The organism is Streptomyces deccanensis (genome assembly GCF_022385335.1).
GTDB lineage: Bacteria > Actinomycetota > Actinomycetes > Streptomycetales > Streptomycetaceae > Streptomyces > Streptomyces deccanensis.
The window spans coordinates 4,748,040-4,762,150 of record NZ_CP092431.1; the positions used below are offsets into that span (position 1 = coordinate 4,748,040).

Consider the following 14,111-nt stretch of genomic DNA (forward strand, 5'->3'; position numbering starts at 1 on the left):
AGGCCGAGCTGACCGCGTCCTACATCTCCAGTGCGCCCGAGGAGTTCCTGACCGCGGTGGCCCGGCTCGTCGCGGGCGAAACAGAGACGCGTGCCCAGTTCGAGGCCGAGCCGACTGCCTACCGGTGGATCTTCTACCGCGAAGGCGAGGACATCTAGATCCGCGTGCTGGAACTGTGCGACGGCAGCGATCACGACAACGAAGGAGCCGAGATCTGGTCCAGCCAGCTCGGCATCGACCAGCTCGCCCGCGCGGTGATCCGCTGTTTCGACGAGGTCGCACACACCCACGGCGAGAGTGGCTACAGGGGCAAGTGGGGCGAGCACTTCCCCCGAACCGAACTCGAAGCCCTCCGACGCCTCTGGCGCACTCACCAGCATCCCCAAGACACGTAGTCCGGAGGCCGCACAGGCGCTGCTCCCCAGATGGGATAGGCAAGTACGTCTTGACAATGTGGAATTGTCAAGACGTACTTGCCTCATGGCTTTACCAGACCTGGACGATCTCATCGCGGAAGTCGACCGGCGCTGCGACACCGCACACCGCAGCCCCGGCGGACAAGAACAGCCCGACTGGCTCGCTCTGCTCACCGTCGCCGCCCAACTCGCAGGCCAGATGCAGGCGCTGGCAGACGACCTGGTCGAGGACTACGTCGAGCACTGCCGGATGCACGGTTCCTCATGGACCGACATCGGCACCGCCCTGGGCGTGACCCGACAGGCGGTCCAGCAGCGTTTCCACGCGCCGCACAAGCGCTACAGCCCCGACACCATGACCGACGACCTCCGACAGGCGATGGTCCACGTCAAGCAGGCGGCGGTGCACCACCGCAACAATTACATCGGCACCGAGCACCTGCTCTGGGGACTGACCACGGAGGACAACAGCGCCACCCGGCTTCTGCGGGCCGTCGGGATCTTGCCGGAGACGGTCCACCGATCCGTCGGCACCAGGCTGAGCATGGGCGCCTCCCAGGCGGCCGAGCGCATCGCCTGGACGCCCTACTCCCGCAAGGCCATCGCCATCGCCGAGTCGCGCTCCAAGCAGAACGGCTCCGACCACATCGACTGCGACGACCTGCTCATCGGCCTCGCCCAGGTCGGCCGCGGAGTCGCCGCGGATGTCCTGACCACGGCTGGTTTCGACCCGACCGCTCTCGACGCCTGAGCCCACCGCAGCCCCGGCGAACGCAACCCGCCGGACTGTGAGATAGCGACCTCTGCCCGGACTCATGCAAGACAGGTCAGGTGCGTAGGCGCGGCCGGGTCCGTGAGTGGGGAGCACTGGGGCGGCTGTGTTCGGGGCGGTACGTGTCGGCACGCGAGGAGTTGCGGGTTCCGGGGCCCGGCGTGACAGGTCGGGGAATTTCGCGGTGATCGAATCGTTGCCGCATCGCGTACAACCCGGCCCGGTGCTCTGCTGTCCCCTCTTCAGTCGCGGGGGTGAACCTCCGGCCGATGCGTCTGCGCGCTCGGTCCAGGCTGCGAGGGAAAGGGCGGGTGGAGGATGGGGAAGGCGATGTGGAGAGCGGTGGTGGCAGGTGGGGCGGCGGTCGTGTTCACCGGGGTGGCGGCGGGGCCGGCTGGAGCGGCGGAGGGCGGGGTCTCCTTCAGCCGGGTCGCGGTGAACGGCGGGAAGCCGATCGTGATCGGGGTCAAGGAGGAGGTCGAGGTGCGTGCGTCCTTCCGGATGACGACCACGCTCAAGTACGACTTCGGGCCGATCGTGTTCCCCTACCGGGGGAGGCTCGACAACGCGGACACCGTGCACAACGCCGTCATCACGAGCGACTGTGAGGTCGTGGACAGGGCAAAAGGCATCTGCGACTTCGAGGAATGGCTGTACATCGACCCGCAGCACCCCGACGTCGGGAACGAGGACGCCGGCACCTGGAAGACCGCTGCTCGGGTCTTCCTTGCCGGCGACGGCCACGACGCTGACGACGAGAACCTCCCGTTGCGGATCCTGCGGGCCACCCGCGTCACCGTCAACGCCTCGCCGGAGCCGGTCACACAGGGGAAGACCCTCACCGTGACCGGGCGGATCACCCGGGCGAACTGGGACACCCACACGTATCAGGGCTACGCCGGGCGCACGGTGAGCCTGCAGTTCAAGGCGGCGGGCTCCTCCTCGTACAGGACCGTCACGAAGGCGAAATCGAGCAGTACGGGAGCGCTCAGGACCACGGTGAAGGCCACCGGGCCGGGTACGTGGCGGTGGACGTACTACGGGAACTCCACCTCCGGAGCAAAGTCGTCGGCCGGGGATCACGTCGCCGTGCGATGAGTCGCGGGGGCGGGGCCCGGCCCCGCCCCCGCCCACGACCCCGCCCGCTCGCCGGGTTCCGTCGCCACCGCCTTGGGGTGCGAAGCCGAGCCCTCCGCGGGGTCAGCGGAGGGCTCGGCCGGGTTGAGCGGAGGGATCAGCGACGGGTCCCGCGGGGTCAGTTGCGGACGCCCCGTTTGAACGCGGACTTGGACCAGAGGTAGCCGGTGAGGCCGATGGCCGCGCACCAGGTCAGGGCGATCCAGCCGCTGTTGCCGATCTCGGTGCCCATCAGCAGGCCGCGGAGGGTCTCGTTGATGGGGGTGAAGGGCTGGTGTTCGGCGAACCAGCGCAGACCGGTCGGCATGGAGTCGGTGGGGACGATGGCGCTGCCCAGGAAGGGGAGGAAGGTGATGGGCATGGGCATGTTGCTCGCGGACTCGACGGTCTTGGCGACCAGGCCCATTCCGGCCGCGAGCCAGGTCAGGGCGAGGGCCAGGACGGTCAGCAGGCCGACCACGGCGAGCCACTCCAGGGCGGTGGCGTTCGGCCGGAAGCCGATGGCCAGGGCCACGCCGGTGACCACGACGGTGCCGAGGACGGTCTGGACGAGGTTGCCCAGGACGTGGCCGGTGAGGAACGAGGCCCGGGAGATCGACATGGTGCGGAAGCGGTTCACGATGCCCTCGGTCATGTCCATGCACACGCTGAGGGCGGCCCCGATGCAGCCGGTGGCGACGGTCATCAGGATGATGCCGGGCGCCACGTAGTCGATGTAGTCGATGTCGGCCGCGCCGCCGCCCTGCGGCGCCTGCGGGACCTGGATACCGGCGCCGAGTGCGCCGCCGAAGGCGTAGTTGAAGAGGAGCAGGAAGAGGACCGGCATCATCACGATGGTGATGACGACGGACGGATAGCGGATCGCGCGCTTGATGTTGCGGCGGAACATGGTGACGGAGTCGCGGGCCGCGTAGCTGACGCTGCTCATCGGGAGATCTCCTGCTGCTGCTTGTCGCCGGTCAGGGTGAGGAAGACGTCGTCGAGGTCAGGGGTGTGCTGCGAGAGCGCCTCGGGGGTGACCCCGGCGCCGTCGAGGATGTCCAGGACCGCGCGGAGGGTGGGGACGGTGCCGTCGGAGGGGATCTGGAGGGTGAGTTCCTCGTCGTCGCGAGCGGTCGCGGCGAAGTGGGACGCGGCCAGCTCCAGGGCCTCGGCATCGGCGAACCTGAGCGAGATGTGACCGCCGGGGATCAGGCGCTTGAGCTCCTCCGCCGTACCTTCGGCGACCAGTTCTCCGCCGTCGAGCACGGCGATACGGTCGGCCAGTTGGTCGGCCTCCTCCAGGTACTGGGTGGTGAGGAAGATCGTCACGCCGTCCTCGTCGACCAGGGAGCGGATGATCTCCCACATGGTGCGGCGGGAGCGCGGGTCCAGGCCGGTCGTGGGCTCGTCGAGGAAGATGATGCGCGGGTCGCCGACCAGCGTCATCGCCAGGTCCAGCTTGCGGCGCATCCCGCCGGAGTAGGTGGCGACGGGCTTGCGGGCGGCCTCGGTGAGGTCGAAGCGGGCGAGCAGCTCGGCGGCGCGGCGTCGGCCCTCGCGGCGGGACAGGTGGTGCAGGTCCGCCATGAGCAGCAGGTTCTCCTCGGCGTTGAGGAGGTTGTCGACGGCGGCGAACTGGCCGGTGACGCCGATGAGTTTGCGTACGGCGTCGGGCTCGCGGTCCAGGTCGTGACCGGCGAGGCGGGCGGTGCCGGAGTCCGCGGCGATCAGCGTCGACAGGATCTGGACGGTCGTGGTCTTGCCCGCGCCGTTGGGGCCGAGCAGGGCGAAGACGGTGCCGGCCGGGATGTCGAGGTCGATACCGCGCAGAACCTGCTTGTCGCCGTACGACTTGGTCAGGCCGGTGGCGGTGAGGCCGGCGGCGGGGGTGCCGGTGGTCGGGATGCCGGCCGTGGTGAGGCCGGTGGTGGTCGTGTCGCGGGCGGGGTGCGGGGTGTTCGTGGCGGGTGCAGCGTTGGACGCACGATTTGATGCGGGCATGACAGATAGCTCCTTGGCGGAGTTCGAGAAGCAAGAGGGGTTCTACGAAGGCGGGGAGGCGGGCTCCGACGGAGGAAGGGCGGCGGGCGGCCGGGGCGGGGCGCGCCGGGCGGGGGCTACGGGGGGCGTCGCCCGCCGGTTACGGGCCGGCGTCGCCCGTAGCCGTCAGGCCCGGCGGATGTGGATGTCGCCGACCGAGGTGCGGGCGGTGACCTCCACCGTGTCGGCGGCGTCGCCGGGGCCGTCGGCGGAGCCGAGGGTGCTGCGCAGGACACCGACCTTGGTGTGGACGTCGAGCCACGCGGCGGTCGTCTCGGGGATGCCGACCTCCAGGTCTCCGGTGGAACCGCGCAGGGTGACCTTGCCGCGGCTGACGCGGCCCAGCCGGATACCGCCGTTGGCGGACTTGGCCTCCACGTCGGAGTGGGCGGCGCCGACGTCGATCCTGCCGTTGGCGGAGGAGATCTCCAACGTGCCGGTGATCTCGGCGAGTTCGGTGTCGCCGTTGCCGTTCTTGACGACCAGGCCGCCCTCCACCGTGCCGACGGTGACACGGCCGGCCGCGATGATCTCGACCGAGGCGGTGGCGCGGTCCAGGTGGACCATGCCGAGTTCGCTCTTCAGCCGGGCGGTGGTGGCCTCCTCGACGTGAAGGTCACCGACCGAGGTCTTCAGCCGGGTCTCGCCGAGGCGTCCGGAGCAGTGGAAGTCACCGACCTGGGTGGTGCCCTCCAGGGTGGAGCCGGTCGGCAGGGCGATGGTGATGTCGATGCCACCGACCTTCCCGAAGGGCGAGTTCTTGCGCGGGCCCTTCACCGTGAGGACACCGCCGGAGCAGGTCACCTTCGTCTGGCCGACGGCCTTGAGGTCCGCGTCGGAGGCGGGGTTGGAGGGCTGGACGTCGACGATGGTGTCGGTGCGGTCGGAGGCGATGATCCGGGTGTTGCCGATGGAGTACTCGACGATCGCGGTGATCGGCTCAGGGGTGTCGTACGAAGGCATGACGGATCTCCCGTCCTCTCTGGAGGGGTGGGTGAGGGTGGAGTGCGAGTGCGGGGCTCTGGAGCAGGGGTTGCCAACTGCTTGCCGGGAGGTGCGTAGGAGGGTGAATGAGCTCGATCGTGTGATGGTCGGCTTCCCGGCTTGCGGCGGTGTGGGCTGTTCGGGCTACGGTGAGCGGGCGATCTGGGACACCGGGAACGGAGCCAGCGTGCGGAGCCCCCTTTCCTCCGGAGGGAAGGTCTGGGGCCTTTCCGTCGCCCTCTGTCCGTACCCCCTTGGCCAGGTCGTGAGGGAACCGGCCTCCCGGGATCGGACCACGCACAGGATGCGTGTCGCCGCCCTGGGGTTGAGTACGCCGGGGACCAGTACGCCCAAGACCGTTCGGGGCGTGCGGCTGGGCGGGCTCACTCATGCTCAGTCCCCAGGAACGGTCAGCGGACCCAGCCGGTGAAGTTCCTGTCTCCGGGTGCGCGGTTCTGCCCGGGGGCGGGCGGCGCGGCCGTACGGGCGCCGGGCCCCGGGGTGAGGGCGGCGGAGGTGGCGCGGACCAGCCAGGCGTTGACCGAGAGCCCTTCGCGGCCGGCCGCCTCCTCCAGGCGGGCCTTGAGGTGAGCGGGGAGGCGGAAGTTGATACGGGCCGAGGCGCCGTCGTCGCTCTCCGGCACGGGGGGCGGGGCGGGTGACTCGACCCAGGGCGTGGCCACCTCCGCGACCGTGGTGGGCGGCAGCGTCACCACGAACTCCGGGTCGGCACCGCGCAGTCGTACGTCGACCGAGCCCGGGGCCAGCTCTCGGGTGACCTCGCCCATCGCCGCCGAGAGGGCGGTGAGAAGGGTGAGGCGGGTGGCGGAGTCCAGGGGCGCGACGAGACGCTCGGCCAACGCCCGGGCCTCGTCACCGCCGGCCTCGGCAGCGACGACGAGCTCCTGGCGGAGGCGGTCGACGTAGGGGGTGAGGTCCATGACGCCATCATGGCACATCGATGGCGCCATGTGAAGCCGGAGTGGCACAGGCGGGGCGTCGGCGATCTAGCCGACCGGGCGAGAGCCACACAGTTGTCGCAGGTCAGAGCCACTTCCGATTGCGGCGCACGACGCGGCACGCGCAGGCACAATGGGGCTTCCGGTGAGCCGCCGACACCTCCGAGTGGCGCCAATGCAGCACTACATGGCACCGTATGGCGCCACCTGACACCGAATGGCGCCACCGAGCGCCATCGAGAACCACGGTGGCGCCACAGGCATACCGACGTGGCGCAACGCGCCCAGCGGCTGCCAGCACCCACGAGCCGACGTTTTCCGGACAACGATCGCGAGGACGCCCTCGCCCGCCGCCCCGCCCCCGCGCCGCCGACGGGTCCCACCCCGCCCTGCCCCTCATGGGGGCGCCGCTCCCCCACCCTGGCGGAAAAGCGCGAGGCAGCTGCGCGGCGCGGGAAATCATGAGGCATGCGCCCGGATGACTGGCACCTCACCGAAGACGTCCACGAGTACCTCGCCCGAGCCGGAGAGTTCCTGCGCTCGCGCCCCGCCCTGCACACCATGCACCTGACGGCGACCGAGAAGCACCGAGCGAACGCAGGGCTCACGAACGGGCCGATCACGAACGGGACGAGCGCGAACGGGACGTCCTCGCGCCACCCCGAACCCCCCGTATTCGGCCGACTGGAGCGCGACGGCGAGGTCCACGCCGCCTTCTACCAGCGCGCCTCGACCAGCCCCCTGAGCCTCACCTCCGTCACCCCCGAGCAGGCCGACGCGCTCGCCGCGCGCTTGGCGGACCTGGGGCACCCGGTTCACGGAGTCAGCGCGGACCACGACGCGTCGACCGCCTTCGCCGAGGCCTGGCAGCGGCGTACGGGCGCGGAGCCGGTGGTCACCACGCGGCTGCATCTCTACCGCCTCGGCACGCTCACCCCACAGGACCCCTTCCCGGAAGGCCGGGGTCACCTCGTGGGCGAGGGGGACCGCGAGCAACTCATCCGCTGGTGCCGTGAGTTCTGCGTCGATGTCGGGGAGCAGTACTCCATCGACCTGATCGACGCCGGCGCCTGGGACGACTCACGCTTCGGGGACAGGAACTTCACGTTCTGGCAGACCCCGGACGGCAGCCCCGTCTCCATGGCCGCCGCGACCTCGATCGTCGGCGGCATGGTCAGGGTGGACCCCGTCTACACCCCGGCCCACCTCCGGGGCCGCGGCTACGCGGGGGCCGTCACGGTCGAGGCGAGCCGTGCCGCGCTGGCCGCGGGCGCGAAGGAGGTCGTGCTGTTCACGGACCCCGGCAACCCCACCAGCAACGCCCTCTACCAGCGTCTCGGGTACGTCCGCCTCACCGACTTCACGGTGTACGACTTCTCGTCGACCGCGCCCGAGCCCGAGCCCGAGGCGGGTCCTCCGCCGGCCTGACGCCTCGATGAGCGGGAACCGACGGCGGGCAGCGGGGCGCTGGGAGCCGGGCGCCGTGGCCCGGGCCCCAGCCACGGGCGCGGGCGCGGATATGTGGTGGACAGAGATCCCGTGGCCGGGAGACTGGGGGCATGACCGCCGCCGACACAGACGCCAAGGCCGATCTCCATCACTATCTGCAAGCCGCCCGCGACGCCCTGGTGTGGAAGCTCGACGGGCTGTCGGAATACGACGCCCGCCGCCCGCTCACGCCGACCGGCACCAACCTCCTGGGGCTGCTGAAGCACACCGCCCGTGTCGAACTGGGCTATCTCGGCGACACGTTCGGACGGCCCGCGACAGAACCTCTGGCCCAGCTCGACTTCGACGCCGACCCCAACGCGGACATGTACGCCACCGCCGCCGAGTCCCGTGAGGACATCGTGGGCCTCTACCGCCGGGCCTGGGCCCACGCGGACGCGACCATCGACGCGCTGCCGCTGGACACCGTCGGCCGGGTGCCGTGGTGGCCCGACGGCCGGGACGAGGTGACGTTGCACCACGCCGTCGTCCGCGTGATCGCCGACACCCACCGCCACGCCGGCCACGCCGACATCCTCCGGGAACTCATCGACGGCACGGTGGGCATGAACGACGGCAACACCAGCCTCCCGTCGACCGACCCGGCGTGGTGGGAGAACTATCGGGACCGCCTGGAACGCCTGGCCAAGGAGGCCGACGGAAAAGCGTGAAAACGGCTGGCAACAGGCGTTCGCCGAGAGGCAATCCGCAGGCCTGTCCCTAAATACACATTGCCCAGTCCTACCGACATCCCTTATTGTGAGCGCATGACTGCCGGGTCGGCCTTGTGCCGTGAGCGGATGGGTTACCCGGCCTCCGAGTGAGGCCGGGGCGGGCCAGGAGCCCGCCCGTTGAAGTTCCGCGCGCCTCCATGACGTTCTCCAACACCGTTGCGAACTGCCGGTGTTCCGTCGCGCGCGTCGAACTCCCCTTCACACCAACACCGCAAGGCGCCATGCCTTTTGCCGTGCATTCCGCCGCCGCTGCCCGCATTCCACCGCTTCCGTCGACCCTTCCTCTGTCGACGCGTATTTCGATGGAACCGCGCTGACGGCACTGTGCTGACGCGCGCGCCGCGGTAATCACCCATGCCCGAATTCCGCGACGCAGCACGTCGCCGTCTCCGAAAGCAGAGAATGCCCAACCCCTTCAACCAGCAAGTCATCGACGAATTCCGCGCCCGTCACGGCGAGGTCGGCGGCTATTTCGAAGGCGCCCGTCTGATCCTCCTGACCACCACCGGCGCCCGCACCGGCAACCGGCACACCACCCCCCTCGGCTACCTCCCCGACGGCGACGGCACGATCTTGGTCATCGCGTCGGCCGGGGGATCACCGAAACACCCCGACTGGTACCGGAACATCACGGCCGACCCCCGGGTCACCGTGGAGACCGGCGCCTTCACCTACGAGGCCGACGCCGTCGTCCTGCACGGCGAGGAACGGGACCGGGCCTTCGCGCGGGCCGTCGAGGACGAACCGGGGTGGGCCGAGTACCAGGCGAAGACGGACCGTACGATCCCGGTCGTCGCCCTGCGCGAGGTGCCCGTGGCCGGACCGCCGAACGTCAACGCCGACTCCATGGGCGAGGCCCTCAAGGTGGTCCATGACGCCTTCCGGCGCGAACTCGCCCTGATCAAGAAGGAGTTGATCGCCAGCGGCGGCCGGGCCGGACTCGGCGCCCAGCTCCGCGTCAACTGCCTCACCTTCTGCCAGGGGCTGCACAACCACCACACCGGCGAGGCCATGGGCCTGTTCCCCTTCCTCGGCGAACGCCACCCCGAGCTGGCCCCCGCCCTGATCCGCCTCGACGAGGAGCACGAGCGCATCGCCGCCCTCGTCGAGGATCTACGCCGGGTGGTGACGGCCGAGAACGCCGACCCCGTCGTCGTACTCCCCGAGGTGGAGCGCCTCATCGACGAACTCGAAGCCCATCTCGCTTACGAGGAGGAGCAGTTCATCCCGGTGCTGGAGGCCGCGACGCAACCCGCGGAGTGGGCGGCGGAGCGCGAGGGCGAGACCGCGGCCTCGTGAGAGAGGCACGGACGCGGGCCCGTCGGAGGCCGCCGGGCGCGGTGGGACGAGCGACCGTGTGAACCACCGGCGAGCGGCGGCCACGAGCCCCCTGGGGGGAGGGAGATCGGGCTCGCACCGCCGCTCACCGGCACCCGCTCACCGTAGCCACGGCCCTGATCAGCGAGGTGCCGGTACGGTCATGACTCCGCCGCCTTCCGGTAACACGCACCCCGCCCGGGTCACCACGGCAGCGCACGCGTGTGCACCACGTCCAGTCGCGACACGGCGCGGGTGAGGACGACGTACAGGCGGTGCAGCCCCCGTTCCTCGGCCGCCGCGATCGCCGCCGGTTCGACGACCACGACATGGTCGTACTCCAGGCCCTTCGCCACCCCTGCCCCCAACACCGTCACCCGCGACCGGAGTTCGTCCGGGCCGCCCGTCGCGATGCCGGCCTCGTCGAGCGCCTGCCGCAGCCGTACGACGTCGGGTCCGTCGGCCGCGACGACCCCGACGGACCCCTCGTGCCCGAGCGCGTCCCGCACGGCGGCCACGGCCTCGGCGACGACCTCCGCACCAACCGCGATCGCCCCGGCCTCAGCCCCCTCAGCCCCCTCCACCCTCCTGATCCGCAGTTCCCCGTCCCGCCGCAGGGACCGTGCGGCCGGCACGTCCACCCCCAGGCGCCCCAGCAGCCCGTTCGCCAGTCCCACGACGGCCTGCGGCACCCGGAATCCCGTGGTCAGCGGGACGACGTGGGCATCCGGCTTGCCCAGGTGGGCGAGGAGGCCGGGCCAGTCGCGGGCGGCCCACGGGGTGGTCCCCTGGGCGAGGTCGCCCAGGACGGTCACCGAGCCGTAGGCCGCCCGGCGGGCGATCGCGCGGCACTCCATCGGGGAGAGGTCCTGCGCCTCGTCGACGACGACATGCCCGTAGCCGTCGGGGTGGGCGAGGAGCCCCGCGACCTCGTCGAGGAGGACGAGATCGGCGGCTGACCAGCGCGCCGACCGCCAGGTGCGCGGCGGCTTCGCCCAGCCGATGGCCTTCTGCTCGTCGGCGTCGAGCAGCCCCTCCGCCGCGTCGGCGAGCGCGTCCGGGTCCCCGAGCAGCCGGGCCACGACCTCCTCCGGCCGGACCTTCGGCCATACGGCGTCGACGTACGCGCCGACCGGCCGCGACCGCGAGATGCGGTACAGCCAGGCGTTCGGGCGCGGCCCCGCCCGCCGCTCCGCCTGCTCCCGCAGCAGCCCAACCACCCGTGCCCGGACCCGCTCCCGCCCGATGTCGTACGGCAGTTGCTCGGCGCGTACGTCCGCCACGATGCGCCGCAGTTCGTCCCCGGCCACCCGCCAGCGGTACGAGCCCTCCGCCAGCACCAAGGCCCCGAACGCCTCCGCACGCGCCCGCTCCCCACCTGCGACGCCGGCGTACAGCGCTCGTCGGAGCACCCCCGCCATCCGGGCGTCGTGCTTCACGACCGCCGCCCGCTCGGCGTCCTCGGCCCGCACCTCGTGCCGGGCGATCTCGTCCGTGACCGTCGACTGGCGTACGCCCGTCTCGCCCAGCGCGGGCAGCACCTCGGCGATGTACGAGAGGAACGTGCGGTTGGGGCCGAGGATCAGCAGTCCGCCGCGACGGATGCGCTGGGGGTGGGTGTAGAGGAGGTACGCGGCGCGGTGCAGCCCGACGGCCGTCTTGCCGGTGCCGGGGGCGCCCTGGACACAGACGGAGGTCGCGAGATCCGCCCGCACGAGATCGTCCTGCTCCGGCTGGATGGTGGCCGCGATGTCCCGCATCGGACCGAGCCGAGGCCGCTCGATCTCGGCAGCGAGGAGACTGCCCGGGGAGGATGTATCCACACCAGTAGCAGCACCGGCACCGGCACCGGCACCGGCCAGGTGGTCGTCCTCCAGCCCCGTGAGGTCGGCCGAGTCCCCCCGGCTCCCCGGTGCCCACCCGAAACGACGCCGGACGGCCACGCCCTGGGGATCACGCGAACTCGCCTGGTAGAAGGCCCGCGAGACCGGCGCCCGCCAGTCCACGACGAGCGGTGGCACACCGGGGTCCTCGCTGATCCGCAGCCGCCCGAGGTGATAGCTCTGCCCGGCATGGTCACCGTGCGCCTGCCCGGCATGGTCGCTGTCGACCTGGGCGGCGAAGTCGAGCCGCCCGAAGAACAGCGGCCCCTCCGGCAGCTCGCGCATCTCCTTGGCACGACTGCGCAGCCGGTACCCGAGCACCTCCGCGTCGGCGCCCGAGGCGGAGACGTCCTCGCCGACGACGACCTGCTCGTCCGCCCCCGCGACCATGGCGGCGAGAGCGGCGCGGCAGGTGTCGTGGTACGCGCGTTCCCTGGCCAGGACGTCCTGGAGGAGGGCGGAATCGGCGGCGGGGTCGGCGGCGTAGTGGTCGGCAGGTTCGCGAGGCGTCATTCCGCCGAGCGTACCCAAAAACGCAACCGAGTTACATTTATTACCGAGGATCAAGAACCTGCGAGCGGCTGCGGGCGGCCTCCCCTCACCCCACCCCGAGCGGCAGCGCCCCCTCCAACCGCCCGAAGACCCGCTCGGCAGCGGCGACGGCGTCCCGCTCGACCTCCTCCAGCGGATCCCCCCGCTCCACCCGCCGCCGGTTCTCCTCCGCGAGCACCCGCCGTACGGTCACGATCTGCCCGGCGGCGACCCGCGCGTCGAGCCCGCCCCCGAGCACCTCGGCGAGCGCCGCCTCGGCCCGCTCCAGATGGCCGTACGCCCGCGCGACCAGCGACGGCGTCCCGTAGAGCAGCCGGTGGAAGGCGAGCACCTGCGGATGGTCGCTCAACCCGGTCACCGGGTCCCGCCGGGCCAGCCCCGCCAGAAAATGCGCCCGTACGGCCCCGACCACCGACTCGCCCTCGGCCCGGCCCGCGACCACCCGCGCCGTCTCGTCCTCGTGATCGGCGATCCGGTACAGGACGAGGTCCTCCTTCGCCGGGAAGTACCGGAAGAGCGTCGGCTTCGAGATCTCCGCCGCCGCGGCCACCTCGGCCACGGACACCGCGTCGAACCCCTTCTCCAGAAACAGCCGGATCGCCACGTCCGACACCGTCTCGTACGTCCGCCGCTTCTTACGCTCCCGCAGCCCGCTGCCGCTGCCGCCGTCGCCCCGGCTCCCGCTCCCGCTCCCGCGCTCACTCATGCCGTCGAGCCTAGGCATCGCCGCCGTGGTCCCGGAGCCACCGGGTCAGCGCGGCCTCGATCGCCGACACACCCGGGACCTCCGCGACGCCCAGGGGGTACGCGCCCTTGCTCAGTACGTCCCACAGCGCCCAGCTCGCGCGGCGGAGCCGGGCCCGGTGTTCCGCGCGGTCCGCCGTGGGCGCGAGGCACAGCGCCTGCGAGGTGCGGATGACGTCGGTGAACACCGACTGCGCCTTCTTGTAGTCGAGCAGTTTCGGCAGGTCATCCCGCCAGCCTCGGGAGCTTCCCGGGCGGACGTCCTCCACGAGCGCGCACCAGCGTTCCGTCATCCGGCGTTCCTGGTCCAGCGGGTAGCGCATCAGGTAGAGGTGGGTGGCGAGGTCGTAGAGGGGATCGCCGAACATCGCGAGTTCCCAGTCGATGGCCCAGAGACGGCGGTCGCGGTCGACGATGAGGTTCTCGCGGTGGAGATCGGCGTGCAGGAGGCAGAAGGGGCGCTCGCGCAGGCCTGACACGTGCTTCCTGAGCTGTCGGAAGGAGTCGGAGTCGAGCTTCAGGTCCGCGAACAGGTTCCCGTACTCCGGCAGGTTGTCCCCGTACACCCGGTCCTCGGTGAAGCAGATCAGCCGGTCGAGGAAGCCCGCGCTGTCGCCCTCCCGCGCGCGGTCCAGCCCCTCGCACCTGCGCTTCACGAGGAGGGCTTGGGGCTGGACCTCGACCAGTTGCCGGAAAAGCTCCAGGATCTGCTCGAACTCCTTGTCCGGGACCGACGTGTCGGACGGGTGCAGCGCCCCGAGCGTCTCTCCCTCGATGAACCGCTGGAGGACCGTTCCCTCGACCTCGATGAGGTCGGGAATGTTGCCGATACGCCCCTGGAGCTCCGTGAGCAGGCGCTCCTCCGAATGGAAGCAGCGCCGGTCGAACCACAGCAGGCTGTCGCGCGGCTCACGGCACTTCCAGCGTCCGCCCCCACCGACGCCGGCCTCGCGGGGCAGGCGGAAGACATACGTCTCGTGGTGGTAGCCGCTGAGCGGTCCCTCCACCTCACCCGGGTCGGCGCTCATCTCACCGGCGCGGCGCCGCCCCGTGGAATCCGATTCAGCTGGCATCGCCCGTTCTCTCGCCGTGGTCGCACCCGT

General features: G+C 71.1%; 13 protein-coding genes. 6 read left to right on the forward strand and 7 right to left on the reverse strand.

Features of this window, described 5'->3' with window-relative positions:
* Positions 1 to 164 precede the first annotated feature (164 nt).
* From L3078_RS21120 to L3078_RS21130, 3 genes are all read left to right on the forward strand, one after another.
* The gene (locus L3078_RS21120) at positions 165 to 395 is read left to right on the forward strand and encodes a hypothetical protein (protein ID WP_239755547.1); all 231 of its coding nucleotides are present in this window, start codon (positions 165 to 167) and stop codon (positions 393 to 395) included.
* Positions 396 to 480: 85 nt separating this feature from the next.
* On the forward strand, positions 481 to 1,167 hold the full coding sequence (locus L3078_RS21125; RefSeq protein ID WP_239755548.1) for a Clp protease N-terminal domain-containing protein: 687 nt from the start codon (positions 481 to 483) through the stop codon (positions 1,165 to 1,167).
* Between the two features lie 339 nt (positions 1,168 to 1,506).
* Positions 1,507 to 2,286 (forward strand): hypothetical protein, encoded by a 780-nt coding sequence (locus tag L3078_RS21130; protein ID WP_239755550.1) that lies wholly within the window; start codon positions 1,507 to 1,509, stop codon positions 2,284 to 2,286.
* Positions 2,287 to 2,443: 157 nt separating this feature from the next.
* Here the strand turns inward: L3078_RS21130 and L3078_RS21135 are convergent, their stop codons facing one another.
* From L3078_RS21135 to L3078_RS21150, 4 genes are all read right to left on the reverse strand, one after another.
* Positions 2,444 to 3,253, reverse strand: coding sequence for an ABC transporter permease (locus L3078_RS21135; RefSeq protein ID WP_239755551.1), 810 nt, complete (start codon positions 3,251 to 3,253; stop codon positions 2,444 to 2,446).
* Complete coding sequence (locus tag L3078_RS21140; RefSeq protein WP_239755553.1) at positions 3,250 to 4,308, reverse strand: ATP-binding cassette domain-containing protein; 1,059 nt, start codon at positions 4,306 to 4,308, stop codon at positions 3,250 to 3,252. The genes L3078_RS21135 and L3078_RS21140 overlap by 4 nt, the downstream gene beginning before the upstream one ends.
* Positions 4,309 to 4,473: 165 nt before the next feature.
* On the reverse strand, positions 4,474 to 5,310 hold the full coding sequence (locus tag L3078_RS21145; protein ID WP_239755554.1) for a DUF4097 family beta strand repeat-containing protein: 837 nt from the start codon (positions 5,308 to 5,310) through the stop codon (positions 4,474 to 4,476).
* 431 nt (positions 5,311 to 5,741) lie between these two features.
* Positions 5,742 to 6,272 carry a toxin-antitoxin system HicB family antitoxin gene (locus L3078_RS21150; RefSeq protein ID WP_239755555.1) on the reverse strand — a complete coding sequence of 177 codons (531 nt, stop codon included), beginning with the start codon at positions 6,270 to 6,272 and terminating at the stop codon, positions 5,742 to 5,744.
* 486 nt (positions 6,273 to 6,758) lie between these two features.
* Here L3078_RS21150 and L3078_RS21155 point away from each other — a divergent pair, with 486 nt between their 5' ends.
* The 3 genes from L3078_RS21155 (at position 6,759) to L3078_RS21165 (ending at position 9,811) form a co-directional block, all read left to right on the forward strand.
* A complete protein-coding gene (locus tag L3078_RS21155; RefSeq protein WP_239755557.1) occupies positions 6,759 to 7,718 on the forward strand; it encodes a GNAT family N-acetyltransferase in 960 nt (319 codons plus the stop codon).
* A gap of 131 nt (positions 7,719 to 7,849) precedes the next feature.
* A complete protein-coding gene (locus L3078_RS21160; protein WP_239755558.1) occupies positions 7,850 to 8,449 on the forward strand; it encodes a DinB family protein in 600 nt (199 codons plus the stop codon).
* Positions 8,450 to 8,914: 465 nt separating this feature from the next.
* Positions 8,915 to 9,811, forward strand: coding sequence for a nitroreductase/quinone reductase family protein (locus L3078_RS21165; protein WP_239755559.1), 897 nt, complete (start codon positions 8,915 to 8,917; stop codon positions 9,809 to 9,811).
* A 221-nt stretch (positions 9,812 to 10,032) separates the two neighbouring features.
* Here L3078_RS21165 and L3078_RS21170 read toward each other — a convergent pair whose 3' ends face one another.
* The 3 genes from L3078_RS21170 to L3078_RS21180 all read right to left on the reverse strand — a co-directional run bounded on the left by L3078_RS21170 (position 10,033) and on the right by L3078_RS21180 (position 14,081).
* The gene (locus L3078_RS21170; RefSeq protein WP_239755560.1) at positions 10,033 to 12,225 is read right to left on the reverse strand and encodes a HelD family protein; all 2,193 of its coding nucleotides are present in this window, start codon (positions 12,223 to 12,225) and stop codon (positions 10,033 to 10,035) included.
* A gap of 85 nt (positions 12,226 to 12,310) precedes the next feature.
* Positions 12,311 to 12,970, reverse strand: coding sequence for a TetR family transcriptional regulator (locus tag L3078_RS21175; RefSeq protein ID WP_239755561.1), 660 nt, complete (start codon positions 12,968 to 12,970; stop codon positions 12,311 to 12,313).
* A 10-nt stretch (positions 12,971 to 12,980) separates the two neighbouring features.
* Entirely contained in the window at positions 12,981 to 14,081 is a 1,101-nt protein-coding gene (locus tag L3078_RS21180; RefSeq protein ID WP_239755562.1) for an aminoglycoside phosphotransferase family protein, read from the reverse strand.
* Between the last annotated feature and the right edge of the window lie 30 nt (positions 14,082 to 14,111).

Coding starts and splice junctions, on each gene's coding strand:
- L3078_RS21125 (WP_239755548.1), top strand. CDS start 481: ATGGCTTTACCAGACCTGGACGATCTCATCGCGGAAGTCGACCGGCGC.
- L3078_RS21130 (WP_239755550.1), top strand. CDS start 1,507: ATGGGGAAGGCGATGTGGAGAGCGGTGGTGGCAGGTGGGGCGGCGGTC.
- L3078_RS21135 (WP_239755551.1), bottom strand. CDS start 3,253: ATGAGCAGCGTCAGCTACGCGGCCCGCGACTCCGTCACCATGTTCCGC.
- L3078_RS21140 (WP_239755553.1), bottom strand. CDS start 4,308: ATGCCCGCATCAAATCGTGCGTCCAACGCTGCACCCGCCACGAACACC.
- L3078_RS21145 (WP_239755554.1), bottom strand. CDS start 5,310: ATGCCTTCGTACGACACCCCTGAGCCGATCACCGCGATCGTCGAGTAC.
- L3078_RS21150 (WP_239755555.1), bottom strand. CDS start 6,272: ATGGACCTCACCCCCTACGTCGACCGCCTCCGCCAGGAGCTCGTCGTC.
- L3078_RS21155 (WP_239755557.1), top strand. CDS start 6,759: ATGCGCCCGGATGACTGGCACCTCACCGAAGACGTCCACGAGTACCTC.
- L3078_RS21160 (WP_239755558.1), top strand. CDS start 7,850: ATGACCGCCGCCGACACAGACGCCAAGGCCGATCTCCATCACTATCTG.
- L3078_RS21165 (WP_239755559.1), top strand. CDS start 8,915: ATGCCCAACCCCTTCAACCAGCAAGTCATCGACGAATTCCGCGCCCGT.
- L3078_RS21170 (WP_239755560.1), bottom strand. CDS start 12,225: ATGACGCCTCGCGAACCTGCCGACCACTACGCCGCCGACCCCGCCGCC.
- L3078_RS21175 (WP_239755561.1), bottom strand. CDS start 12,970: ATGAGTGAGCGCGGGAGCGGGAGCGGGAGCCGGGGCGACGGCGGCAGC.
- L3078_RS21180 (WP_239755562.1), bottom strand. CDS start 14,081: ATGCCAGCTGAATCGGATTCCACGGGGCGGCGCCGCGCCGGTGAGATG.